The 23,806-nt window shown below is 65.1% G+C and carries 19 protein-coding genes; 10 read left to right on the top strand and 9 right to left on the bottom strand.

Going from position 1 to position 23,806, the window contains the following annotated elements; genetic code table 11:
• Window positions 1-81 precede the first annotated feature (81 nt).
• Entirely contained in the window at window positions 82-987 is a 906-nt protein-coding gene (locus tag BG60_RS25030; protein ID WP_008348350.1) for a LysR family transcriptional regulator, read from the top strand.
• Between the two features lie 7 nt (window positions 988-994).
• Here BG60_RS25030 and BG60_RS25025 read toward each other — a convergent pair whose 3' ends face one another.
• From BG60_RS25025 to ampC, 4 genes are all read right to left on the bottom strand, one after another.
• Complete coding sequence (locus BG60_RS25025; RefSeq protein WP_008348352.1) at window positions 995-2,437, bottom strand: MFS transporter; 1,443 nt, start codon at window positions 2,435-2,437, stop codon at window positions 995-997.
• A gap of 60 nt (window positions 2,438-2,497) precedes the next feature.
• Entirely contained in the window at window positions 2,498-4,459 is a 1,962-nt protein-coding gene (locus tag BG60_RS25020; protein ID WP_008348354.1) for an aconitase family protein, read from the bottom strand.
• A gap of 92 nt (window positions 4,460-4,551) precedes the next feature.
• Window positions 4,552-5,442: a LysR family transcriptional regulator gene (locus tag BG60_RS25015; protein ID WP_008348356.1), complete on the bottom strand. Its 891-nt coding sequence runs from the start codon at window positions 5,440-5,442 to the stop codon at window positions 4,552-4,554.
• Between the two features lie 11 nt (window positions 5,443-5,453).
• Window positions 5,454-6,617: a class C beta-lactamase gene (gene ampC, locus BG60_RS25010; protein WP_008348358.1), complete on the bottom strand. Its 1,164-nt coding sequence runs from the start codon at window positions 6,615-6,617 to the stop codon at window positions 5,454-5,456.
• Window positions 6,618-6,725: 108 nt separating this feature from the next.
• Here ampC and BG60_RS25005 point away from each other — a divergent pair, with 108 nt between their 5' ends.
• Window positions 6,726-7,607 carry a LysR family transcriptional regulator gene (locus BG60_RS25005; RefSeq protein ID WP_008348361.1) on the top strand — a complete coding sequence of 294 codons (882 nt, stop codon included), beginning with the start codon at window positions 6,726-6,728 and terminating at the stop codon, window positions 7,605-7,607.
• Here BG60_RS25005 and BG60_RS25000 read toward each other — a convergent pair.
• Complete coding sequence (locus tag BG60_RS25000) at window positions 7,604-8,365, bottom strand: YoaK family protein (RefSeq protein ID WP_008348363.1); 762 nt, start codon at window positions 8,363-8,365, stop codon at window positions 7,604-7,606. The genes BG60_RS25005 and BG60_RS25000 overlap by 4 nt on opposite strands.
• Window positions 8,366-8,506: 141 nt before the next feature.
• Between BG60_RS25000 and BG60_RS24995 the strand changes: the two genes are divergently transcribed.
• The 7 genes from BG60_RS24995 to BG60_RS24965 all read left to right on the top strand — a co-directional run bounded on the left by BG60_RS24995 (window position 8,507) and on the right by BG60_RS24965 (window position 15,256).
• A complete protein-coding gene (locus BG60_RS24995) occupies window positions 8,507-9,016 on the top strand; it encodes a MarR family winged helix-turn-helix transcriptional regulator (protein ID WP_008348365.1) in 510 nt (169 codons plus the stop codon).
• 4 nt (window positions 9,017-9,020) lie between these two features.
• Complete coding sequence (locus BG60_RS24990; protein WP_008348367.1) at window positions 9,021-11,087, top strand: FUSC family protein; 2,067 nt, start codon at window positions 9,021-9,023, stop codon at window positions 11,085-11,087.
• 34 nt (window positions 11,088-11,121) lie between these two features.
• Complete coding sequence (locus tag BG60_RS24985) at window positions 11,122-11,331, top strand: DUF1656 domain-containing protein (RefSeq protein ID WP_008348368.1); 210 nt, start codon at window positions 11,122-11,124, stop codon at window positions 11,329-11,331.
• A complete protein-coding gene (locus BG60_RS24980) occupies window positions 11,328-12,281 on the top strand; it encodes an efflux RND transporter periplasmic adaptor subunit (RefSeq protein ID WP_034473159.1) in 954 nt (317 codons plus the stop codon). Before BG60_RS24985 ends, BG60_RS24980 begins: the two co-directional genes overlap by 4 nt.
• Before the next feature lie 14 nt (window positions 12,282-12,295).
• Complete coding sequence (locus BG60_RS24975; protein WP_033536283.1) at window positions 12,296-13,741, top strand: efflux transporter outer membrane subunit; 1,446 nt, start codon at window positions 12,296-12,298, stop codon at window positions 13,739-13,741.
• 81 nt (window positions 13,742-13,822) lie between these two features.
• Complete coding sequence (locus tag BG60_RS24970; protein WP_008348374.1) at window positions 13,823-14,425, top strand: phosphatase PAP2 family protein; 603 nt, start codon at window positions 13,823-13,825, stop codon at window positions 14,423-14,425.
• A gap of 108 nt (window positions 14,426-14,533) precedes the next feature.
• Window positions 14,534-15,256: a PP2C family protein-serine/threonine phosphatase gene (locus BG60_RS24965; protein ID WP_008348376.1), complete on the top strand. Its 723-nt coding sequence runs from the start codon at window positions 14,534-14,536 to the stop codon at window positions 15,254-15,256.
• Here BG60_RS24965 and BG60_RS24960 read toward each other — a convergent pair.
• Window positions 15,246-17,345: a putative bifunctional diguanylate cyclase/phosphodiesterase gene (locus BG60_RS24960; protein ID WP_008348378.1), complete on the bottom strand. Its 2,100-nt coding sequence runs from the start codon at window positions 17,343-17,345 to the stop codon at window positions 15,246-15,248. The two genes, BG60_RS24965 and BG60_RS24960, sit on opposite strands and share 11 nt — an antisense overlap.
• Before the next feature lie 331 nt (window positions 17,346-17,676).
• Between BG60_RS24960 and BG60_RS24955 the strand changes: the two genes are divergently transcribed.
• Window positions 17,677-18,447 (top strand): hypothetical protein, encoded by a 771-nt coding sequence (locus tag BG60_RS24955; protein ID WP_008348380.1) that lies wholly within the window; start codon window positions 17,677-17,679, stop codon window positions 18,445-18,447.
• Between the two features lie 7 nt (window positions 18,448-18,454).
• Here the strand turns inward: BG60_RS24955 and BG60_RS24950 are convergent, their stop codons facing one another.
• Genes BG60_RS24950 through BG60_RS24940 form a run of 3 tightly spaced genes read right to left on the bottom strand, consistent with a single transcriptional unit; the run spans window position 18,455 to window position 23,695 of the window.
• The gene (locus tag BG60_RS24950; protein ID WP_008348382.1) at window positions 18,455-20,548 is read right to left on the bottom strand and encodes a S8/S53 family peptidase; all 2,094 of its coding nucleotides are present in this window, start codon (window positions 20,546-20,548) and stop codon (window positions 18,455-18,457) included.
• Complete coding sequence (locus BG60_RS24945) at window positions 20,545-21,858, bottom strand: phosphatase PAP2 family protein (RefSeq protein ID WP_051996625.1); 1,314 nt, start codon at window positions 21,856-21,858, stop codon at window positions 20,545-20,547. Before BG60_RS24945 ends, BG60_RS24950 begins: the two co-directional genes overlap by 4 nt.
• Before the next feature lie 37 nt (window positions 21,859-21,895).
• Complete coding sequence (locus BG60_RS24940; RefSeq protein ID WP_008348385.1) at window positions 21,896-23,695, bottom strand: adenylate/guanylate cyclase domain-containing protein; 1,800 nt, start codon at window positions 23,693-23,695, stop codon at window positions 21,896-21,898.
• Between the last annotated feature and the right edge of the window lie 111 nt (window positions 23,696-23,806).

Below are 23,806 nucleotides of genomic sequence, written 5' to 3'. Positions count from 1 at the left end.
ATTAGTTTTTTTTGCCGAGTATAGGAAGCCGATTTGCGATCGTAAAATCACGAATACACAACTCCGGTATCTGAAAATCAGATGGCGTTCGATCTCACGCTCAGGCAGTTGCGCTACTTCGTCGCCGCCGCGCAAACGGGCCAGTTCTCGATGGCGGCGGCCAACGAACACGTATCGCAGTCGGCGATCACGAATGCGGTGCTCGCGCTCGAAAGCGCGCTCGGCACGAAGCTGTTCGAGCGCCTGCCGCAAGGCGTCGCGCTGACGCCCGACGGTCAGGATTTTCATAACCATGCGCGCCGCGTGCTCGACGCCGCGCGCGATGCGATGCACATGCCGCCGTTTCGCGCGCACGACATGCGCGGCGTCGCGCGAATCGCGGCGTCCTATACGGTGCTCGGGTATTTTTTGCCGGAACTGCTCGCGCGCTTTCGTGCGACGTATCCGTTCATCGATTTCGATCTGCGTGACATGGAGCGGCCGCAAATCGAAGAAGCAGTCGCGAATGGCGATGTCGATATCGGCGTGGTGCTGCTATCGAATCTGCAGCGTCCGAATCGTTTCGACAGCCAGGTCTTGATGCGTTCGCGCCGGCAACTGTGGGTCGCGCCGATGCATCCGCTCGCGCAGCAGCACGCGGTATCGCTGAAGGATATCGCCGTGCATCCCTACATTCTGATTACCGTCGATGAAGGCGAGCAATCGACGATGCGCTACTGGCACAAGAAGCGCATCGAACCGAACATCGCGTTTCGCACGAGTTCGATGGAAGCGCTGCGCGGACTCGTGGCGCATGGCTTCGGCGTCACGGTGCTATCGGATATGGTGTTTCGGCCGTGGTCGCTCGAAGGCAAGCGCATCGAGGCGCGGCCCGTCAACGACGCGATTCCTCATATGGAAGCAGGCATGATCTGGCGCAAGGGCGCGACGTTGAGCGCCCCGTCGACCGCCGTGCAGCAGTTCCTGATTCATGCCTGTGGTGCCTAGTTCGAACTCAATGCGAAATGCTTTCGAGCGATCGGCCGAGCGTGCGCGGTCCCATCGATCCGATGCAGATCATCACGATCAGCATCGCGCCCGCGATGAAGCCGAACACGCCGGTCACGCCCGCTTCCTTCAGCACGAACGCGATCACGAACGAACTGAACACCGCCGATAGCCGGCTCCACGAATACACGAAGCCGACAGCGCGTGCGCGGATCGTCGTCGGATAAAGCTCTTGCTGATACGTGTGATACGTGAACGAAATGATGTTGCCCGCGAGCGTCAGCAACACGCCGAGCGTGACGATCATCACCGCCGCCGACGCCTGGCTGAACAGCAGGCCCGCGACGATATTCACGGCCGCCATGAACACGATCACATGCTTGCGTTCGAAACGATCGGCGATCCAGTAGCCGAGCAAGGGACCGATGGGCGCGGCAAGCCCGATCACCGTCGTATAGAGCAGGCTCGACGTGACTGTCACGCCCTGCTTGACGAGCAGAGTCGGCACCCAGTTCGCGAAGCCGTAGAAACCGACCGTCTGACAGATATGAAAGACGATCAGCATGAGCGTGCGCTTGCGATACGGCGGCTTCCACATATCGGCGAACCCGGCCTTTCTTGCAATGGGATCGGAAGGACCCGGCGCGGGCAACGGCTTGCCGTACTGAAGCGCGACCGTGTCTTCGAGACGGCGCAGCACTTCGTCGGCTTCGTCGATGCGGCCTTTGCTCGCGAGCCAGCGCGGGCTTTCCGGCAGATTGCGCCGGAAGTACCAAACGAACAGCGCACTCACGCCCCCCGCCAATGCGACCCAGCGCCAGCCATCGAAGCCGAACGGCGCGCGCGGCACGAGCAGATACGAAAGGAACGCGACCACCGGCACGGCGGAAAAGCCGATCGCCTGACACACGGCGAACGCCCTTCCACGCAGATGTTTCGGCGCAAGCTCGGACATATAAGTACCGATGGTCACGAGTTCCACACCGATGCCGAGCCCCGACACGAAGCGCCAGAAGTTGAGCCACAGTGCCGTGTCCTGAAACGCCATCACGGTATTCGCCGCGACGTACCAGAGCAGCGAATACGTGAAGATCGCGCGACGTCCGTAGCGATCGGCGAGAAAGCCGCACGCGATCGTGCCGATGAACAAGCCGCAGAACAGCGCGGCGATGAAGCTCGCGACGCCCGTCGTGCCGAAGAGACCCGCGGTCGTCGATGTGAGAATGCCGCTCTTCACGAGACCCGGCGCGATATAGCCGGTGAAGAGCAGATCATATAGCTCGAAGAAGAAGCCGAGGCTCAGCAGAAAGACGAGTTTCCACACCGCGCGCGTGGCGGGAAGCCGGTCGAGGCGCGCCGAGATGCCCGCCGTGTCCGCGATGGCGGGCGCGTCCGTGAACGCGCTGCCGGCGGCGTCGTGCAGACGCGAAGTGCCCTGCATGATGGCCATTGCTTGTCTCCTGAATGTATTTTGAAGCCGCATCGATGGCGGCTCTGTCATGCTGCGTGCTTACTGCGTGAAGCGTTCTTGCAACTCCGCGAACGATGCGATGCGGCCGATAATTGCACTTGCAACTACCGTCGGCGGGCTTGCGAGCCATACTTTCCCCGGACCCGAGCGGCCCGGAAAATTGCGATTGATCGCGCTGATGGTGACTTGTTCGGCCTGTGTCGACGAACCTGGTCCGCAGTTCGCGCACGCACCGCACGACGGTTGCAGCAGAATCGCGCCGACGCGCTCGAACGCATCGACATAGCCTTGCGCGATGCAATAGTCGCGCACGTCCTGCGTGCCGAATTGCAAATAGAGCGTCACATTGCCGGGCACGCGCAAGCCGCGCTTCGCCGCCCACGAAAGTACTTCGTGATAGTGATCGAAGTCCTCGCGCTTGCCTGCCGTGCACGAACCGCCATACGCGATATCGATGACCGGCCTTTCATCGAGCGCTTCAAGCGCGATGCCGTTGCCCGGATCGCCGGGCGCGGCGAGCATCGGCGTGAGACGCGAGCAATCGATGGCGATGACATCGGCGTAGCGCGCGCCTTCATCGCTCCGCATCCATGGCTCGATCTTGAAGTCGATGCCGCGCCGCGCCTTCAGAAAGCGCACGGTTTCATCGTCGGGAGCGACGATGCCGGTGAAGCCGCCTAACTCGGCCGTCATGTTGGTGAGCGTCGTGCGCTCATCGGTCGAGAGGCTCGCGATGGCCGTGCCCGCGAACTCGAACACCTTGCCGACGCCCGCGCCCGCGCGTATGCGCGAATCGGCAAGCAAGTGAAGCACGATGTCCTTCGCGGTGACGCCCGCGGGAATCGGTCCCGATAGTTCGATGAGCAACGATTGCGGCACCGTCATGCGAACCGCGCCGGTGACGAATGCGTTCGCCATGTCCGTCGTGCCGACGCCGAACGCGACACATCCGAGCGCGCCGCTATGCGGCGTATGCGAATCGGTTCCGACGATCACGTGGCCGGGCAACGCGTAGCGCTCGGCCATCATCGCGTGCGAGATGCCTTCGGAGCCTTCGTCGAGCTCGCTGTTCGCTTCGCTCAGATAGCCGTGATTGCGCACATCGTAGTCATGCGCGAACGTGCGATGCGCGTCCGATAACTCGCGCACGTTCGGCAGCAGCCCGTTCCCGATATGCAGTTCGCTGCGATGCGAATACGACAGATGATCCTCGAACGCGAGCATGCTGCGCGGTTCGTGCAGCGTCAGCGGGCGGCCGAATGCCGCGTGCAGCATATGCGCGGCCATGCCCGTGTAGTACTCGTGGATGAAGCGCCAGTCCGCGCGCACGAAGATGCCGTTGCCCGCTTCGAGCGATGCGTTGGTCACATCGGTCGTCAATGTGTGACGCGCGAGAATTTTCTCTACGAGCGTGCGCGGCGCTTCATCGTGCGATGCTTCGCCGATGCTGACTCGTTGCATATGCAACTTTCCATAGCGCAACAGTCCGCCGCTCGTAAGGATCGCCGCCGCCAACGGATCGCGATCCGCAACGAGTTCATCGATATCGATAGCCTCGCCGCGCCGGATGCGTTCGATCAGGCCGAAATCCGTCGACGTGAAAAGCCCGAGATTGTCCGCGTTCTGCCGATAGATGCGTTCGAAGCTCCGCGCGATCACGAGCCGTATGCCCGCGTGATATTCGGCGAGCGGGCTATGTTCGCGCGACGAGCCTTTGCCATAGCGATTGCCCGCGACCGTCACCTGAAAGCGGCCCGCGCGCACGGCATCGTGGCCGATCGGATTGCGCCCGTCCGCATGAAACCCGACATACGGGCATTGACCGAGCCGCTCGTCGAAACGCGTGAGCACGCTGATCGGCGTGATTTCGTCGGTGGACACATCGTCGCGCAGTGCGCCCGCTTCATCGAGCGTGAGATCCTCGCCGGCGAGTTGCTGCTCGACCTTCGCGGCGTCCGCGCTCAGAAACAGGATTCGTCCGCTTACATTCAGATTGGCCATCGCATTCTCCTCGACGCCAATCTAGACGCACCCGCGCGCGTGCATGAAGTGTTCGTTCGGCACTGGGGCCATCGCGAGACGCGATGTCCGTGTTAACCCTCGCCGATGAGCGTATCGATCAGCGCCTGCACCGCCTTCAGCCGCGAAGACTTGCGCGGCGCATGAACGCGCAGGCATCGGCCGCTGCCCCACGTTTCGCGCAACGGCACGCGCACGAAATTGCGCGAACCCGCGAACGCCGACGCCGCGCTCGTCGGCACGATGCCGATGCCGAGTCCCGCTTCGACCATGCGGCATTGCGCATCGAAGCTGTTGACGGTGACGGTCACGTTGAGCGGCACGCGCGCGGCATCGGCGTGTTCCTTCAAGGTCTGATCGAGCGAGCCGCCTGCCTGCAACGCGACGAGCGGAAAGCGCGTCACTTCGGCGAAGCTCAGCGCGTCTGCTTGCGCGAGTTCGTGACCGGGCGGCAGGACGACCATCAGCGGATCGTCGACGAAGCGCCATGTATCGAGACCCGCATGCGCCTTCGTGCTCGCCGATATCCCGACATCCGCGCGATCGTCGAGACACGCGCGAATCACTTCATCGCTGATCTGTTCCGTCAACGCGATCTCGACGAGCGGATAGCGCGCCTTGAACGACGTGAGACGTTCAGGCAGAAAGCCGACGATCGCCGACGCATTGGCATAGAGACGCACGACGCCCGCGATCTGGCCGCTCATCGACTGAACTTCGCGCGCCATGCTCTCGAGTTGTCCATGAATGGAACGCGCGCTCGCATAAGCATGCTGCCCCGCTTCGGTCAGTTGCACGCCCGAGGGCGAGCGAATGAGCAGCGCGACGCCGATGGCCGCTTCGAGATCGGCGATGCGCCTGCTCAACGCCGACGGCGCGATGTGACTGCGGCTCGCGGCGCGCGCAATCGATCCCTCCTCGACGACCGCGATGAAGAGTTCGAGACTGTAGGGATCGATTCGCATGGCTCTCGTGTTTATCGTCCGCCGGATAACGACGTGATGATTGCATACGCCGCCTTCACACGCTCTTCGTTCGGGATGTTCCTGTTCGCGAGCATCACGATGCCCACGCGCGCTTTCGGCACGAACGCGATATAGGCGCCGAAGCCGTTGGTCGAGCCGGTCTTGTTGATCCACACGTCGTCGCGCGGCGCTTGCGGCGGATCGATGCGCGTGACGGGCGTCGCGTTCAGGATCATCGACGACGAGTTTCCATCGAGCAAAGGCTGTAACGCGACCGGATACGGATACTGTTCCCAGATGAGATCCTGCGTCATCGGGCCGGCCTGGAAATAGCCCGTGTGCGTGGCATCGACGGCGCGCTGAAACGCCGGATCGATACGCACCAGGTTCATGTTGATCTGCAGGAAGCGCGTCATGTCCGCAGCCGTCGATCTCACGCCATAAGCCTCCGGCGAAAGCACGCCACCTTTCATGCGTATCGGCGCGTCGTCTTTCGTATAGCCTTGCGCGTAATCGCGCTGCTTCGAAGCGGGCACGTTGATGTAACTCTGCTTCAGTCCCAGCGCGGGAAAGAGACGCGTCACCATCAGCGCTGCGAAGTCCTGCTTCATGCTCTTCGCCGTGATGAGACCGAGCGTGCCGATGCCGGGATTCGCATACGTGCGGATCGTGCCGGGCGGCCGGGCCGGACGCCATGTTTTGAAGTACTGCATCAGTTGCTCGTTGTCGTGAATCTCGTCGGGCACTTGCAGCGGCAAGCCGCCCGGCGTGTGCGTGCCGAGATTCAGCAACGTCACCTTGCCGAACTCCGTCCCATCGAGCGATGGAAGATACTTGCTCACCGGATCGTTCAAGGAAAGATCGCCTTCGATCTGCGCATACGATGCGAGCGTCGCGGTGAACGTCTTGCTGATCGAGCCGAGTTCGAAGAGCGTATCGCGCGTGACGGGCTGCTTCGTCGCCTTAGACGCCACGCCGTACTCGAACACATAAGGCTTGCCGTCGACGACGACGCCCACGGCCATGCCGTGAATGCCGTGCAGCGCCATCAACGGCTTGATGGTCTGATCGACGGTCGACTTGACGCTCGCTGCATCGTCGGCATAGGCGGCGCCGGACATCGCGCCAAAAGAAAAAATGGCTGCTGCCAAAAGACTCAGCGCGCGAAACTTCATTGTCTTGATCCTTCGTTCTGGTTTGCATGATTGGAACGAAGCGAAATATCCGCTCTTTTTCGCACTTCGACAATCGAGGATAATTTGCCGCTGGCAATAGAAAAACTTATGCGAGCCATGCGACCTCATCTTCCCCTGAATGCGTTGCGCGCGTTCGAAGCGTCGGCGCGGCATCTGAGTTTCACGCGCGCCGCACAGGAATTGAACGTCACGCAGGCGGCCGTCAGCCAGCAAGTGCGCGCGCTGGAGGAACGGCTCGGCACGCCGCTTTTCAGACGCCTCCCGCGCGGCCTCAGCGTCACCGACGAAGGGCGCGCGTTACTGCCCGTGTTGAGCGATGCGTTCGGCCGCATCGAAGCCGTGCTCAAGCAGTTCGAAGGGGGCCACTTTCACGAAGTGCTGACGGTGGGCGTGGTCGGCACGTTCGCGGTCGGCTGGCTGATGCCGCGCATGAAGGCGTTTCGCGAGACGCATCCGTTCGTCGAGTTGCGGCTCTTCACGCATAACAATCTCGTCGATCCCGCGTCCGAAGGGCTCGACTTCGCCATCCGCTTCGGCGCGGGCGTCTGGCCGGCGACGCATAACGCGCTGCTGCTCGATGCGCCGCTCGCCGCGCTGTGCGCGCCCGACATCGCGCGGCGTCTTTACACGCCATCCGATCTCGTCAATGAAGTGCTGCTGCGCTCCTATCGCGCGGACGACTGGAGCGACTGGTTCGACGCCGCGGGCCTCGACGCATGGACGATGAACGGTCCCGTCTTCGATTCGTCGCGCCTGATGGTGGAAGCCGCCGTGCAAGGCGCGGGCGTCGCGCTCGCGCCGCCGCGCATGTTCGTGCGCGAGTTGCAGGCCGGGCTGCTCGTGCGTCCGTTCGATGTCGAAGTGAGAACCGGCAGCTACTGGCTCACGTGGCTCAAGTCACGGCGTCTTTCGCACGGCATGAAGCTCTTTCGCGACTGGATCGTCAGGGAGGCGGCCGAGGCCGTTTAGCGGCGCAGGCGGCGTCTGCCTGCCGCGAGATCGTCCGCGAGCGGCACGGACGAGAACAGCAGCAGCAACGCGGCGAGCGGCACGGTCGTCGCGAAGCCGAGATGCGCGAAGCCGATCGCGCCCGCGAAACCGCCGAGCATGAACATCGCGAAGAGCGAACTCAGCAGCGCGAGACGCGCGTGATTCGCGCGCACATAAGAGGCATCGTCGCGCGCGACGCCGCGGTTCCAGTAAAGGCTCTTGCCGATCTCGATGCCGATGTCCGTCACGAGACCCGTCACATGCGTCGTGCGGATCTCCGCCTTCGATATCTTCGTGATCATCGCGTTTTGCAGGCCCATCACGAAGCAAAGCAGCGCGACGGTCAACGGCACATCCCATACGCGATGCGTCTCCAGATTGGCGCCGAGCATGCCGAACACGAGCAGAAGCGCCGCTTCGAGCAAAAGCGGCGTTGCGAACACGCTATGCGCGCGCCGCTGCCGTCCCCAGTTGATGAGCACCGCGGAAGTCGCCGCGCCGCCGAGGAACGCGCCGACCGCGCCGATCGCGGAAAAGACCAAGGCGATCTGGCCGAGCACGAGGTTATCGGCGATCGATGAAACGAGCCCCGACATATGCGACGTGTATTGCCCGACCGCGAGAAAGCCGCCCGCGTTCGCGGCGCCCGCGACGAAGGCGAGCGCGCAGCCCAGACGCCGGTTGGCGGAATCGGTGCGGCTGGGCGAAGTCAAGCCACGGATATAGGCAATCGGCATGGCGGCTCGGGCAGGATGATCGAGCCGAAAAGATAGCACGCCAATTTGCCTCTCCGGGCATGCCTACCGTACGCAATCTGAAAGAAAAAACATAAGTCGATAGCATGCTAACGAATAGAGTTCTCGCTATAATCCCGCCGCATGACTCATCTCGACTTTCTGCGCCGCTCCGTGAGCAGCACGCTCGTGCTTGCCGCGCGACGCTGGCGCCGCACGAGCCACGGCGTGCTCGCCTCGTACGGCGTGTCGGAAGCATGCGCCGTGCCGCTGCTCACGGCCAACCGGCTCGGCGAGGCGGTGCGTCAGGTGACGCTCGCGGAGCATGTCGGCATCGAAGGGCCATCGCTCGTGCGGCTGCTCGATCAGCTTTGCGCGGCCGGACTCGTGCGCCGTGACGAAGATCCCGAAGACAAGCGCGCCAAGACCATCACGCTTACCGACGAAGGCCGCGCCGTCACCGCGCGCATGGAAGAGCGTCTCGTCGCGCTGCGCGCGCGGTTATTGAAGGGCGTGAGCCGCGAAGACCTGGAAACGACATTGCGCGTGCTGAACGTGTTCAGCGCGTCGCCGGATGCGAAGCTGCTCGCGGCACTCGAAGCCGGCGATCAAACCGCAAAGCCGGCGCGGTCCGCCGCAAAGCGCGGAGCATAGCGCCATGTCCTTTCCATCCGCGCGCGAGTGGCTCTTTTCCGCCAAGACCTTCGCCGCCGCGATGATCGCGCTCTACATCGGCCTCAGACTCGAATTGCCGCGTCCTTATTGGGCGATGGCGACCGTCTATATCGTGTCGAATCCGTTCGTCGGCGCGACGCGCTCGAAGGCGCTGTATCGCGCGCTCGGCACCATGATCGGCGCGGCGGGCGCGGTGTTGATCGTGCCGCCGTTCGTCGAATCGCCGTATCTCTTCAGCGTGAGCGTCGCGTTGTGGACGGGCACGCTGCTCTTTCTCTCGATGTTCGACCGCAGCGCGCGCAGCTATGTGTTTCTGCTCGCGGGCTACACGCTGCCGCTGATCGCGCTGCCCGCCGTCACGAATCCGACGGCCGTCTTCGATCTCGCGATCACGCGCACCGAAGAGATCCTGCTCGGCATCGTGGTGGCGAGCGTCGTCGGCAGCGTGGTGTTTCCGAGCCGCCTCGCGCCGACGCTCATCGAACGAACGGACGCATGGTTCCGCGACGCCGCCTTCTACGCGAGCGAAACGCTCTCGGGGCATATCGCGGGCGCCTCCATATCGGCGGCGCGGCAGCGGCTCGCGGCGACCGTCAACGGACTCGAATTCCTGCTGAGCCAATTGACCTACGATCACACGCGGCCCGACATCATCCGGCGTGCGCGCGCGTTGCAGGGACGCATGCAGATCTTTCTGCCGCTGATTTCATCGATGGCCGATCCGCTCATCGAACTGATCGGGAAGCACGGCGAGCATCCTGAAGGGCTCGAAGCGCTGTTGAAGGACGTCGCCGCGTGGGTCGGCTCGCCCACGCCGCGCGCCAAAGAGGATGTCGCAAACGACCGTGCGCCCGATGCCTTCCGCGAGCGCATCAATGCGATGCGTCCGCCCGTCGAAGCGCTCGCGAGCGCGGACGGCGCGCTGCTCTCGAATGCGCTGTGGCGTCTCGGTCAGGTCATCGACGTATGGCAGGACATTCGCGCGTTGCGTGCGGCCATTCTCAACGAGACGAGCGAATGGCGTCCGCACTTCCGTCACTGGCGTTTGGGCGGCACCGCGCGCTTTTTCGATCGCGGCATGATGCTCTTTTCGACCGGCGTCGCGGTGAGCGCGATCATCGTTGCATGCGGGTTGTGGATCGAATCGGGATGGAACGACGGCGCGGCCGCCGTGACGCTCGCCGCCGTCGCGTGCTGCTTCTTCGCCGCGCTCGACGAGCCCGCGCCGCAAGTGTTCACGTTCTTTCTCGCGACGTGTCTGAGCGTCGTGCTCGCCGGACTCTACGTGTTCGCCGTCTTGCCGCACGTACACGATTTCCCGATGCTCGTCGTGATTTTCGCGGTGCCGTTCCTTATTATCGGCACGCTGATTCCGCGCCCGCGCTTCACGCTCGTCACGATGCTCACGGCCGTGAACACCGCAACCTTCATCAGCATCCAGAGCGCCTACGAAGCGGACTTCTTCGTGTTCGCCAACAGCAATCTCGCGGGCGTCGCGGGCCTGCTCTTCGCATTCATCTGGACGCGCATGACGCGTCCGTTCGGCGCCGAACTCGCGGCCGCGCGTCTCACGCGCTCGGCGTGGGCCGATATCGTGCTGAGCGCGTCGCCTTCGGTGCTGATCGCGGATCAGCGCAATCTCTACGCACGCATGCTCGACCGTCTGATGCAGCTCTTGCCGCGTCATGCCGCGACGGACTCGCATCGTCATCCGTCGATCGAAAGCTTTCGCGATTTTCGTGTCGCGCTCAATGCACTCGATCTGCGCCGCACGCGCCGCAAGCTGCCGCTGGACATACAGACATCCGTCGACGATACGCTCGACGCACTGCGCCGTTACTTCGAATCCTGCATCGCGCGGCGCGCACGACAGCCGGTGCCGCCCGAGCTGATTCGCAGCATCGATGCGACGAGCGCTCAGGTCACGTCGCGCGCGCTCGAGCAGTCGCAGAATGCGGCCGCGGAAAGATGGCTGCGCGACACGCTGCACGCGCTCGTCGGCATGCGGCTCTCATTGCATCCGCCCGCGACGCAGGAAGAGCCGGCATGATCTTCGTCACTCATTCTTCATCGGAACGCCATACATGATCGGCGAAATCGACATTCTCGGCGTCTTCGTGCCGGCCGTGCTCGTGCTGATGTTCATCGCCTATCTGTTGAATCTGGCGATTCGCAACGTGCTCGCGCGCGTCGGCTTTTATCGTTTCGTGTGGCACCGTTCCATCTTCGATCTCGGCATCTATGTTCTGGTGCTGGGCGTTGTCGTCATCGTTTCGCAGCGGCTCATCTCGTGAAAAAAACCTGGTTCTCTCTCGGACAGATTCTGCTTACGCTCATCGTCGTCGCGATTGCGTGCGTCGTGTTGTGGAAGCTCGTCGATTACTACATGTTCGCGCCGTGGACGCGCGACGGCCACGTGCGCGCCGATGTCATTCAAGTCGCGCCCGACGTGTCCGGCCTCATCACCGACGTGAAGGTCGCCGACAATCAGCAGGTGAAGAAAGGCGACGTGCTCTTCGTGATCGATCAGGCGCGCTACACGCTCGCGCTGCGCAATGCGCAGGCGACCGCGCAGCAACGCCGCGCCACGCTCGATCAGGCGCGTCGCGAAGATGCGCGCAATCGCGCGCTCGGCAATCTCGTCGCGCGCGAAGTCGTCGAGGAAACGCATTCGCGCGTCGAGCAGGCGACAGCCGCCCTCGCCGATGCCGAAGTCGCCATCGATACCGCGCGCCTGAATCTGCAGCGCACGGAGATCGTGAGTCCCGTCGACGGTTATCTCAACGATCGCGCGCCGCGCACCGGCGAATTCGTGTCGGCGGGACGCGCGGTGCTGTCGGTGGTGGACATGCAATCGTTCCGCGTCGAGGGTTACTTCGAAGAAACGAAGCTCGGCGGCATCGATATCGGCCAGCCCGTCGATATCAAGGTCATGGGCGAAGCCAACATTTTGCGCGGTCATGTGCAGAGCATCGTCGCGGCGATCGAAGACCGCGACCGTCAGCAAAGCCCGAGTCTCCTGCCGAACGTGAACCCCGCGTTCAGTTGGGTACGTCTCGCGCAGCGCATTCCGGTACGCGTCACGCTCGATGAGATCCCCGCCGACTTCCGCATGATCGCGGGACGCACGGCGACGGTTTCGGTGCGGGGCATCGGGCCGAAGATCGGCAAGCGCGCGGCGTCGGAGGCGTCGCCCGCATCGGCGCCCGCGCCGACTTCGAGCACGTCGGGCACATCGCGATGAACGGCACGCGCATCATGAAAGCGATCGCCATCGCGGCTTCGTCGGCCTTCGCGCTCTTCGGCTGCACGACCCTCGGACCGAACTACACGCTGCCCGATAACGCCGCGATCAAGGCGCCCTACGCGAACGCGGCCATCGACGGCGCGGATCGCGCGCCCGTCACGCAAGGCGAAGTGCCCGCGAAATGGTGGCGTCTCTATGACGATCCCGTCGTCGATCAGCTCGTCACGCAGGCGCTCGCATCGAATACGGATTTGCGCGTCGCCGCCGCGAATCTCGCGCGTTCGCGCGCCGAAGTCGAGTTCGCGAACAAGCAAGGCGGATTCTCCGGCAAGACCTCGGCCGCGTTTCAGCGCGCGCAGGAATCGGCCGAGCAATATCTGTTGTCGGAGAAGCTTCCGGTCGTCAACGAAGGCGCGCTCGATCTGTCCATTTCCTACGAGATCGATCTCTTCGGCAAGCTGAAGCGCGGTGTCGAAGCAGCGAACGCGGACGACGAAGCCGTCGAGGCCGCGCAGGATCTCGCGCGCATCACGGTGGTCGCGGATGTCGTGCGCGCGTATGTCGAATCGTGCTCGGCGGGCGAAGAGCTGGAGATCGCGCAGAAGTCGTTCAACCTGCAGAAAGAGCGCGTGAAGCTCACGCAGCGTTTGCGCGACGCGGGCCGCGGCAATCAGTCGGAAGTCACGCGCGGACAGACTCAGGCCGATACGCTCGCCGCCGACATTCCGCGCTTCGTCGCGCGCCGCCGCGTCGCGCAGTATCGGCTCGCGATGCTGCTCGCGCGCGCGCCGTCCGACTTGCCCAAAGCCGCGCTCGCCTGCAAGAAGCTGCCGAAGCTGCGCGCGCCGATTCCGGTCGGCGATGGCGCTGCGCTGCTGAAGCGCCGTCCCGATGTGCGTCAGGCCGAACGGCAGCTCGCGTCGTCGACGGCGCGCATCGGCGTCGCGACGGCGGCGCTGTATCCGTCGGTGAGTCTCGGCGCATCGGTGGGTTCCGTCGGCATCGCGGAAGACTTGTTCGGCGCGAACACGAACCGCTGGGCGTTCGGGCCGCTCATCAGCTGGAGCTTTCCGATCAACGGTCAGCGCGCGCGCGTGACGCAGGCGGAAGCATCGGCGAGCGGCGCGCTCGCGCATTTCGACGGCGTCGTGCTGAAGGCGCTGCAGGAAACGCAAAGCAGCCTCGCGACCTACGCATCCGACACCACGCGCGCCGATGCATTGCGCACCGCGTATAAATCGGCGATCGAATCCGCCGATGAGACGAATCGCCTGTATCGCGCGGGACGCGAGTCCTTCCTCAACGATCTCGATGCGACGCGCACGCTCACCGGCGTCGCGGCGCAGGTCGCGGCCGCCGAAGGTCAGGTCGCGATCGATCAGGTCAACCTCTTTCGCGCGCTCGGCGGCGGCTGGGAAACCGACGAAGCCATCGCGCAGAATTCAAAGGGCAAATAGCGCGCGCGAGCCACGGCTAAGGGTCGCATAAGTTTCGCCGGATACGATCGGCCGGATCATCGTAACCAGCGAAACTGCCGCATGAATGCACTCGAAGCGCTCAACCACGCGTGGTTCCTTGCGATCAACGCGCGAGCCGCCACGCCGCTATGGCAAATCGACGTTGCCATCGCCATCGCCGAAGATCTCGTTTATCTCATTCCCGCGCTGCTCGCGTTCATGTGGCTCTTCGGCGGCCGCCTTCAACGCGGCGCGGCCGTGCGCGCGTGCTGCGTCACGTTTCTCGCGCTCGGGCTCAATCAGTTGATCGGCATGCTGTGGATGCATCCGCGGCCGTTCATGATCGGCCTCGGCCATACGTTCATCGAGCATGTGCCCGATTCGTCGTTTCCGAGCGATCACGGGACGCTCTTCGCCAGCGTCGCGCTGACATTGCTGCTTGCGCGTCTCTGGCATGACGGCCTGCTTGCCGCGCTCGCGGGCGTCGCGGTCGCGTGGGCGCGGGTCCGCATCGGCGTGCATTTTCCGCTCGATATGGCGGGCGCAATCGGTGTCGCGTGCATCGCGTATGCGCTCGTCGCGCCGCTCTGGGCGCGTGCCGGAGAAGCGCTGATGCGCTTGCTGATTGCGCTCTATCGCAAGGCCGCGTCGTGGCCGATTCGCCGTGGCTGGCTCGCGCCTTGAGTTTCAAAAGTGCGGACGCGCGTTCGTCTTGATCGCGTAGCCCGCGCGGAAGGCCCGCGCATCGCTCATCGACGTTCGCCAACCATGACAAGCCTTCAAGGTAGCCCCATGCGATTCGATCTCGCCAGCTTCACCGATCCGGGCGGTCGCAACAGCAACGAAGACCGGCTCGTGCTGGTCGCGCATCGCCGGCTGATCGCGGGCATCGTCGCCGATGGCGCGGGCGGTCTCGGCGGCGGCGACGTCGCGGCGCAACTCGTCGTCGACACCATGCGCGACGTGCTGCGCGATTGCGCGACGCGCGGCGAGAGCGTCGAAACGGGACAACTCGCCGATGCGATGCTCGCCGCGAACCGCGCGATCGTCGATGCGCAATCGGCCGGCGGCACGCGCGAACGCATGCGCTCGACCGCCGCGATCCTCACGATCGACCCGCAAGGCGCACACGCGAACTGGGCGCATTGCGGCGACACGCACATCTACTGTTTCAGGAACGGACGCATCGTCCTGCAGACGCTCGATCAGGGCAGCGCGCAGCCATACCGGCTGCGCAGCGTGATGCACACGGCGCTCGGCACCGACGACGAACTGAAGATCGAAGCCGCGCGCGTGCCCTTTCCGATCGAGGATGGCGACGCGTTTCTCGTCTGCAGCGACGGCTTCTGGGAACATCTCGACGAAGCGTCGATGATCGATTCGATCGACGATGCCGGCGACGCCGCAAGCTGGCTCGCCGCGCTCGCGGCTCGTGCGCGCCGCAACGCGCCCGCCGGCGCGGACAATCTGAGCGCAATCGCGTTGTGGGCGGGCGCGCCGCGCGTCAGCCGATAGGCGCGGCGCAGGCGCGGCCGGACGCGACGATCCGTCCCGCCATGCTGCTCAAGAAGCCCGGAAGTTCCGCCGCGGGCATCGGCCGGCTCAGCAGAAAACCCTGCATCTGATCGCATTCGAGTTCGCCGAGCGTGCGGAATTGCGACTGCGTTTCGACGCCTTCCGCGACGACCTCGATCTGCAACGCGCGCGCGAGCGTCACGACCGCCGACAGCAACGCGCTGCCGCGCTGCCCGGACGAATCGAGATCGCGCACGAAGGAGCCGTCGATCTTGATCTGATCGAAACGAAAGCGCTGCAGATAACAGAGGCTCGAATACCCGGTGCCGAAATCGTCGATGGCCACGGCGTAGCCGCGCGCTTGCAGCGCCTCGATCGTGCGGCTCGTCCGTTCGATGTTCTGCATCGCCGTCGATTCGGTGATCTCGAACATGAGGCGCGACGGATCGACGCCGGACGCGGCGATCAGCGCATCGACGCGCGCGACGAGATCGGGCACGTTGAACTGGATCGGCGACAGATTCACCGAGACCGAGATCGCCGGCAGGCCGTCCGCGTCCCATCGCGCGATGTTGCGGCACACTTCGCGCAACACCCAGTCGCCGATTTCGACGATGAGGCCGGAGCGCTCGGCGATCGGAATGAATTCGAGCGGCGCGATTTCGCCGAGCTCCGGATGACGCCAGCGAATCAGCGCCTCGACGCCCGTCACCGATTGCGACGCGACGCTGAACTTCGGCTGAAACGACAGGCTCAACTGGTCGTCGCTCAACGCGCGATGCAGGTCACGTTGAAGGATCAGCGACCTGAGCGCCGTGTGATTCATCTGCGGCTCGAACACACGGACCGTATTGCGCCCGCTCTGCTTCGCGGCGTACATGGCGGCGTCGGCGCTGTGGAGCAGTTCGTCGGCGTTCGCGCCGTCGCGCGGATGAAACGCAATGCCGATGCTCGCGCTCACGCGCAGCGGCAAGCCGTTGACGACGATCTCCTGCGAGAGACGCCCCAGCACGCCATTGGCGACCGTCATTGCCGCCGAGGTGTCCGCCGCGTTCCCGACCACGATCACGAATTCGTCGCCGCCGAGCCGCGCGACCATGTCGGTATGGCGCAAATCCTCGCGCAGACGCTCGGCGCATACCTGCAGCAGATCGTCGCCGACGCCATGACCGAGCGAATCGTTGATCGACTTGAAGCCGTCGAGATCGATGAAGAGCACCGCGAACGGCGACGCGCGGCGCGCGCCGTCTTCGATCGCCTGCGCGATGCGCAGCGTGAGTTGCTGGCGGTTCGGCAACCTCGTGAGCGCGTCGTGCGTGCCGAGATAGCGCAGTTGCCGGTTCGCGCGCTTCAGCGAGATCGACAGGCTGCTCGTGTGGAGCGCGAACAGCGCGAGCGTGCCGACGAGCACGGTGAACGACATCGCCGTGACGACGAGCGCGAGCCAGTTCGCGTCGAGTTTGGCATCGGCGAGGCAGAGGCTGCCCGGCGCGAAATTGGCCGCGTCCATGCCCAGATAGTGCATGCCGGTGATGGCGACCGCCATGATGATCGCCGCGCCGAGCCGCTTGACGACGCGGTTCTCCACGTTCGACGCGCGCAGCGTGAACGCGAGCCAGAGCGCGGCCATCGACGCGAAGATCGCGACCGCGACCGACAGCGCCACTTTCCAGACCGTGTAGTCGATTCCCGGCGACATCTCCATCGCGCGCATGCCGGTGAAGTGCATCGCCGCGACGCCGACGCCCATGATCGCGCCGCCGACGACGAGGCGCGGCCACGATAGCGCGCCCCGGCTCGCGGTGGCGAGCGCGATGAACGACACGCCGATCGCGAGCACGAGCGACGCCGCCGTGATGGACACGTCGTAGCCGACGGGAATCGGCAGCGAGAACGCGAGCATGCCGATGAAGTGCATCGACCAGATGCCGACGCCCATCGACACCGCGCCGCCGGCAAGCCAGGCGGGGCGGCGTTTCGCGCTCGCAAGCGCATTCAGGCCGCCGGACAGCTCCATCGCCGTGTAGGACGCGAGGAACGCGACCACCAGCGACAGGCAGACCAGCAGCGGATTGTAGACACCAGTCATCGGCCCTCTCTCGTTTCTTGTCAGTCTTTTGCGACTGCTTTTTCTTGCGGTTCGACCGCCTCAGGCCCACGCCGAGATGACGCCCGGCGCTCGATTCCTCATGCGCTATCGGCCGGTCAGCCGAAAACTTTATGGCCATCCCCTTTCTACGACTTTCGATGTAGGCCATCCAGCCGATTTTGCGCGCGCCCCGCCGTGACTAATTTGAAAGCGCCGGCTCGCAGGAACGGCTGAAAAGCCGACACGCCTCGGGCCACGCGCCGGGCGGCGCAGCAAACGCAGGAGGGGCCATGTTCACGCACAGAGGATTCAGGGGAACGGGAGCGTCATCATGGACGCGCTGACTCATCGCGACGCAAGCGCCTTCGCGCTCGAAACCTCGACGCTCGCCGAACTGTGGCATCGCCGGACGAGTCTCTCCGACAGCGAAATCGGCCAGATCTACAAGCTGGTGTTGGCGGCGCTGCGCGGCTATTACCCGTCGGAGTTGCGCGGACTGCCCGAGGACAAGGAGGAGCTGATCTCGCAATTCTTCTTCTCGCGCGTGTTGCGGCTCGACTTCGAGCAGCGCCCGTCGCACGCGTCGCCGGAGAGCGCGCCGTCCACGGCGCATGCGCTGTGCGCGTACTTTCGCCGCTTCCTGATCGACTGTCTGCGCAGCGCGAGCCTGCAGCGCAATCTGTCGATCGAGATCGACGGCGTGCAGGCCGAAGTCGATTCGCGCGCGCACGCTCCCGACGATCCGGTGGCAGCCGCGCTCGCCGAATTCGGTCTGAGCGAGGCGGACGTGCGCGGTCTCGCGCGCGCGTTCGTCGCGGCGCTCGATGCGCCGGACCGGATCGTCCTCGCAGGGAGTCTCGGCGCGTGCGGCGAACGCAAGGGCGGGCTCAAGGCCGTCGCGGACCGGTACGAGGTGCCGTCGTATCACTATCGCGCCCGCAAGCTCGGCGTGACGATGAAGAAGAAAGCGACGCCGAAATCCTTCGCCGCGACGAAAATCGGCCGCTGGATGGAGGACACGCTCGGCATCGCGATCGCGCCGGAGAACCGCGACGCGATCCTGATCGTGCTGAATCTGCTCGCGCTAGAAGCGCACGAATGAGCGGGCGTCAGCGGTCTTCGATGTCCGTCGGCGGCGTTTTCACGATGCCCGCGCCGACGTTGCCCTGCGACACGCGCCGGCCCCGCTCGTCCGCGTCGAGCTTGCGGCCTTGCTCGGTGACGCCGGCGGACGTGATCGTCTGCAACGTCGCCTTGTTGCGCGTGTCTTGACGGGGCGTCGTCGAAAAGGTGGCGCCCTGGGGCGGCGACACCGCGATCTTGCGCAGGATTTGCGGCGCGGCGGCGCTCGTGCCCTCGAACGCAAGCGCCGAGCCGCTGCGCGTGCCCGCCGCCATCACGCCTTTGCGGATGATCGAGCGATCCGATACGGCGGCCACGTCGGGCCCGGCGCGATCGGGCGGCTTGCCCGCGCGGTCGAAGCCCGACGAGGAGTACGGCGCGGTGGCCAGGTCCTGCTTGCGATAGCCGCCGACGACGCACGTCTGAAAGCCCGTCGCGATCGAACTGAGCGTGCCCTCGCGACGGATCCAGCTCGGCGGATTGGGGCCGTCGTAGTCCTGCGGCGCGGTGTATTTGTCGAAGCGCACGTAAGCATCGTCGTCGAAGCGGGACTGGCGTCCGCGTACGGGGAAGCCGAAGGGCGTCTCGTTGCGCTGCACCCAGGCTTGGACTTCGATGTCACTGTTCTGGTTGGCATTCTTCAGCTCGATCATCCAGTCGCCGCTCGGCGCGGGACGCCGGTTCGGGTCGCGCGTCATCGTCGGCGCGAGCGCGACGAGAATCATCGGCGGTTTGCCGCGCGCGCCGCGGCCGAGATGCACGACCGTGCACAGGCGCTCGCTGCCGAGCGTCCAGGCGGCGACGCTGCCGGGCTGGATTCCCGCGCTCGCGCCGCCGCCGGGCGGCCGCACCGCGACTTCGATGTTCGAATCTCCTATATCGGGCAGCCAGATTTCGACGAAACTCGGCGTCAGACACTCGGGCAACACGCGCCAGCGCAGTTCTTCTGTCGCGTCCTTTGCGATGGACAGCGTGCCGTGACAGCGGTCGAGATTGCTGTTGCCCGCCGGGAGCGTGATGGAGCAGGCTCGCGTTTGCGAGAGCTCGTCCATCGCGCATTCGAGCATCGACGTGCCGTCGTGCGGACCGGCGAAATAGCCATAGCTCATATTGATGAACGCGCGGCTCACGTCGCCGGCGATGTCCCGCGTGCGCGCGATGATGTAGCGCAACGCATCGAGCGCCTGCGCGTCGAGCCAGAGACCGGACGTGTCGCGCACGGTCCGGCCCGGCTGACGGAATTGCACGGCGACCAGTTCGGGCGGCGGATCCGGCGCTCGATTCGGATTCGGCGCCGAAAGATCGGGCCGCCGCAAATCGACGCCCGCGGCGAGGTCCAGCGTCGCGGTGCCGTGCGTCCATCCGCGGGCGAGCGCCGTCGCGCCCGCATCGCGATAGAGCGCCTCTTCGTCGATTACGCCGTCGCGCCGCGCGTCGTTCATCCGCTTGTGAATGTCCGCCGAGAGGAACTCGCGCCCGTATCCGAGCCCTTGCGCGTCGTTGGCCGGATCGTCCTGATTCCAGAAACAGCGCACGCGCGAGTCCGTGCCGGCTGCATCGGCGTAAAAATGCGCGTGCGCGAACGCGATGGCGTCGTCGCATGCGCCGACCACGACGACCTTGGGCGCGCCATGGCGACGCGGCGCGTGAGCGAGCTTGTCCTGATTCGTGACCGGCACGGGATCGCTGCGCGGCGGCTCGCCGGCCAGCACCGGCATCGCGAGCGTGAAGCGCTCGATCATGCCGGCGAGATCGGTCTTCAGATGATCGAGAAACGCCGCCGTCACGAATGCGGTGCAAAAGCGCGTGTTTTCGAGACCCGCGGCCGGATGACGATAGAGCGCCGACATCCATATCCCGCTCTTGCCCTGCACCGTCTCGGCGAGCTTGCGCGCCGTCGTGCCCTGCGCCGTCTCGATGGCGATCGGCACGAAGCCCGGCGGCGGGCCGCCCAGGTCTGCGAATCGCGTGAGAACGGCCCACACGAGGTATGGATCGGCGCGCGTTACGCCCAGCACGCCGGCTTCGGTTTCGTCCAGCAGCGGCGTGGCATCCGAATGGACCTGCCAGATCGCGTTCATGTCGGCACGCGATTTCCGCTCAAGCCCTTGCCGTTCCACTCGTTCTTCGCCTCGTTCCATAGCCAGGCGAGAATCGGCGAACCTGCGCCCGTCGGCTTCGGCTTGCCGAGCCAGATATGCGGGTAATCGGGCGACACCATCGTCGGCGGATCGGTCTGCTGCGCGGCGGTGGCGTTGGCGGGCCAGAGGAGCGGCTCCTGATCGTTGAAGTCCTCTTCGCCGTCGAACTGGTCGCCCCGGAACGTGCGCGGCGTGAAGGTGCCCCGATCGCCGTCGATCTTGCAGCGATGCACGAAATACTCCGCGAGCGTCGTCCCGAGCAGATGCCCCGCCGCCGTGTCCACCGGGAAGTGCACGCCCGCGATCGTGCGGTTGAGCGCGACGCGCCGCGCCTGCGCGTAAAGCTGCGTGTGCAGCGCCGTCGACGGCTGCGCGCCGGTCGCCATCGGCGCGTTGCGTAAATCTCGGAAGAAATCGTTCATCACGCCCGCGACGATGTACGCCTGCGTCGAATGTCCGCTCGGCAGCGAGCCGTGGCCGGGCGTCGGGATCATCGGCTGAACTTGCGGCGAATAGTCGATCGCGCGGCTGCACGCGAGCGCGTGCTTGAAACGCATTTCCACGGCGATCGCGAAACGCACCGCCGTCGCGAGCAGTTCGAGCGTCTTCGGCGTGCGCTGCGGACTCAGGAAAAGAATCGAGCTCCAGAAGGCTGCTTGCGGTCCCATCTGCAGCAGCGTTTCATTGGCCCGTTCGGCGCGCAGGTCGGAGTAGCGATCCATGAACGTGAGCTGCTTGACGAACACGTCCTTGCCCGGCCGATGCATCTGAACGATCAGCTTGGGCGGATCGAACTTGGGCGCGGTGTCGTTCGGGTCGATCCTGAAACCGCGATCCCACAGCGTCACGCCGGTCCCGCCAGCCTCCTCTTCCGCATCCTTTGGCGAGAGCGTGAAGGCGAGATTCGACACCAGTTCGAAGTCGAACACGCTCGCCCGCACCCAGTCGTCCCAGCGCCAGAGCTGGCCGTTGTCGTCGAGATTGCGAACGGGATTGCCGTTCGCGTCCGTGCGGAATTCGTCCTCTTCGGGATTGATCCCAAACGGCTGACCCGGCTGCCACGGCCCGCAGATGCCGTCGCGATGGCCGATGAGACCCATCGTCTGCGATTCGGCGCCGCCGAGCATGTCGGCGCTGCCGACTCCGCCGACGCCTCCCACTCCCCCGACGCCGCCCACGCCACCGACGCCGCCCACGCCGCCCACACCGCCCACGCCACCTACGCCGCCCACTCCGCCGAGAGTCGCCATTCGTTCACCTCTTTGCTTCGTCAGGAATGCCTGCGGGCTACTGCAACGGCAAACCCGCGCGCCGCAGCGCGTCCGACCAGATGCGGCCCGTCTCGAACGCCGCGCTCGGCGAACGCTCCAGAAAGCCGCGCACGGTGAGATGCGGCTCGATCGCGAGCACCTTGCGGATCGTGAGCCGCGCATCGTCGACGAGACCGAGTTCCGCCTGCGCGATCGCGAGCGCGCGCAAGGTCGACGTGTTATTCGGCCCGTTGCGCAGCGAATGCTCCGCGAGTTCGATCACGCGCTCGTACTGGCGCGCGGAAAGCGCCGCCGTCGCGCAGAGCGACTCGTAGAAACTCTTCAGCGGATCGAGCGGCGAGAGCGCGAGCGCATGTCCCGTCGCCGCGACGGCTTCGTCGCCCTCGCCCTTGAATGCATGAAGCGTTCCCTTGAGCAGCCACGCGAGCGAATCGTTGGGATTCGCCTCCAGCGCGCGCTCGTAGCAATCCTCGCCGGCATCGAGCTGCTTGAGCAGATTCGTGCGGACGAAACCTTCGACCGCGAGCGCCATCGACGAGCGCGAATCGGCGTCGAGCGCGCGCCGCGAGCAGGCGAGCGCGGAATGCGCCTCGCCGACGCGGTCCGTCGTCCAGCCGCGATTGAAGCGCAGCACGTGCCATTTCGCGAGCCATGCGTAAGGCGTCGCCTGGCCGCGCGCGCGTTCCGCGAGCACGTCGAGCATCTGGCCGGCGCGCTCGAATTCGTCGCGCACGCCGCGATGCATCAGCGCAATCGAGCCGAGCAGCAAGGTCGAGCTTTCGAGCGTCGGCAGCGACTGGCTGCGCGTGCGTTCGAGCTCGTGCGCCACGATCCGCGTGCCAACCGACGTATGAATGTGCGCGACGAGCGTGCTTTCGCCCGCGATGACGGCGTCGATGCTGTCGGTGAGCGTTTCGCCCCAGACGACGCAAGCGAGTTTGGTATCGGCGAGTTCGACGGCGAGCACGATCTTGCCGCCATGCGTGCGATACGCGCCCGACAGCACGTAGCGCGCATCGAGCAGCGCGCCCGCCTGCGACGCGTTCGCGCTCCGGTCACGCAACGCGCTCGTGGATAGCCGAGAGATCACGCGCAGTTCGTCGCTGCCCGAGAGACCGATGATGATGTCGTCGGCGAGAATCTCCCCGAGCACGTCATGGCTCGCGTCGAGGCAGCGCGACGCGAACGGAATCACCGCGATCGAAGGCCGCAGCACCGCCGCGCCGATGGCGTTCGGCGCGATCACCGGACGCGGCCCCGGTCCGCCGAGACGGAACGCGTGCACCGGATGCGCCAGATGCCGCAGATGACACTCGCCGAGATCCTCGATGCACGCGTCGAAAACGCCCGCGAGCCGCGCCTGCACGCAATCCGACATCACGATTTCGCCGGGTCCGGCGAGGTTGTAGAGACGCGCGGCCAGATTCACGCCGCGTCCGTAGACGTCGCGCTCGTCCGCGAAAAGCTCGGTCTCGTGCAGACTCTCGCGCAACATGAGCGGCTCGGCCCCGGCGTTGCCGTCGCCGCGATCGGCCGCGCTCGCCCTGCACGCCGCCTGAATGTCGAGCGCGCAACGCGCCGCCGGCAACGCGTGCTCGAACAGCATCATGAGGCCGTCGCCTTCGGTGCGGATCAGCCGCCCCTGATGCTCCGGCACGATGCGGTTTTCAATGACCGCGCGCAGATTGCGCCAGCGCGCGGCCGTTCCCGCTTCGTCCGCTTCGGCGAGCCGGCACGACTCGACGAGATCGGCGAACAGGATCGTACGCACGACGCGTTGCAACACATTGGCCGTACCGGCAAGTTCCGCGTTCATACTTTCAAGACCGATCGACGGCGCGTCCGTTCGATAACGGATGGCCCATGCTCTCACCGAGATCGCATCAAGCGCAGCAGGACGGCAGACGCGGGTCTCGCGCGGTGTTTG

It is taken from the genome of Caballeronia zhejiangensis (genome assembly GCF_000698575.1).
Taxonomy (GTDB): domain Bacteria; phylum Pseudomonadota; class Gammaproteobacteria; order Burkholderiales; family Burkholderiaceae; genus Caballeronia; species Caballeronia zhejiangensis.
The sequence above is the reverse complement of the archived record's forward strand: the minus strand, read 5'-3'. Positions and strand labels throughout refer to the sequence as shown.

What these genes read in the sequence shown, in the direction of transcription:
- BG60_RS25030 (WP_008348350.1), top strand. Translation starts at nt 82, where the DNA reads ATGGCGTTCGATCTCACGCTCAGGCAGTTGCGCTACTTCGTCGCCGCC.
- BG60_RS25025 (WP_008348352.1), bottom strand. Translation starts at nt 2,437, where the DNA reads ATGGCCATCATGCAGGGCACTTCGCGTCTGCACGACGCCGCCGGCAGC.
- BG60_RS25020 (WP_008348354.1), bottom strand. Translation starts at nt 4,459, where the DNA reads ATGGCCAATCTGAATGTAAGCGGACGAATCCTGTTTCTGAGCGCGGAC.
- BG60_RS25015 (WP_008348356.1), bottom strand. Translation starts at nt 5,442, where the DNA reads ATGCGAATCGATCCCTACAGTCTCGAACTCTTCATCGCGGTCGTCGAG.
- ampC (WP_008348358.1), bottom strand. Translation starts at nt 6,617, where the DNA reads ATGAAGTTTCGCGCGCTGAGTCTTTTGGCAGCAGCCATTTTTTCTTTT.
- BG60_RS25005 (WP_008348361.1), top strand. Translation starts at nt 6,726, where the DNA reads ATGCGAGCCATGCGACCTCATCTTCCCCTGAATGCGTTGCGCGCGTTC.
- BG60_RS25000 (WP_008348363.1), bottom strand. Translation starts at nt 8,365, where the DNA reads ATGCCGATTGCCTATATCCGTGGCTTGACTTCGCCCAGCCGCACCGAT.
- BG60_RS24995 (WP_008348365.1), top strand. Translation starts at nt 8,507, where the DNA reads ATGACTCATCTCGACTTTCTGCGCCGCTCCGTGAGCAGCACGCTCGTG.
- BG60_RS24990 (WP_008348367.1), top strand. Translation starts at nt 9,021, where the DNA reads ATGTCCTTTCCATCCGCGCGCGAGTGGCTCTTTTCCGCCAAGACCTTC.
- BG60_RS24985 (WP_008348368.1), top strand. Translation starts at nt 11,122, where the DNA reads ATGATCGGCGAAATCGACATTCTCGGCGTCTTCGTGCCGGCCGTGCTC.
- BG60_RS24975 (WP_033536283.1), top strand. Translation starts at nt 12,296, where the DNA reads ATGAAAGCGATCGCCATCGCGGCTTCGTCGGCCTTCGCGCTCTTCGGC.
- BG60_RS24970 (WP_008348374.1), top strand. Translation starts at nt 13,823, where the DNA reads ATGAATGCACTCGAAGCGCTCAACCACGCGTGGTTCCTTGCGATCAAC.
- BG60_RS24965 (WP_008348376.1), top strand. Translation starts at nt 14,534, where the DNA reads ATGCGATTCGATCTCGCCAGCTTCACCGATCCGGGCGGTCGCAACAGC.
- BG60_RS24960 (WP_008348378.1), bottom strand. Translation starts at nt 17,345, where the DNA reads ATGACTGGTGTCTACAATCCGCTGCTGGTCTGCCTGTCGCTGGTGGTC.
- BG60_RS24955 (WP_008348380.1), top strand. Translation starts at nt 17,677, where the DNA reads ATGGACGCGCTGACTCATCGCGACGCAAGCGCCTTCGCGCTCGAAACC.
- BG60_RS24950 (WP_008348382.1), bottom strand. Translation starts at nt 20,548, where the DNA reads ATGAACGCGATCTGGCAGGTCCATTCGGATGCCACGCCGCTGCTGGAC.
- BG60_RS24945 (WP_051996625.1), bottom strand. Translation starts at nt 21,858, where the DNA reads ATGGCGACTCTCGGCGGAGTGGGCGGCGTAGGTGGCGTGGGCGGTGTG.
- BG60_RS24940 (WP_008348385.1), bottom strand. Translation starts at nt 23,695, where the DNA reads ATGAACGCGGAACTTGCCGGTACGGCCAATGTGTTGCAACGCGTCGTG.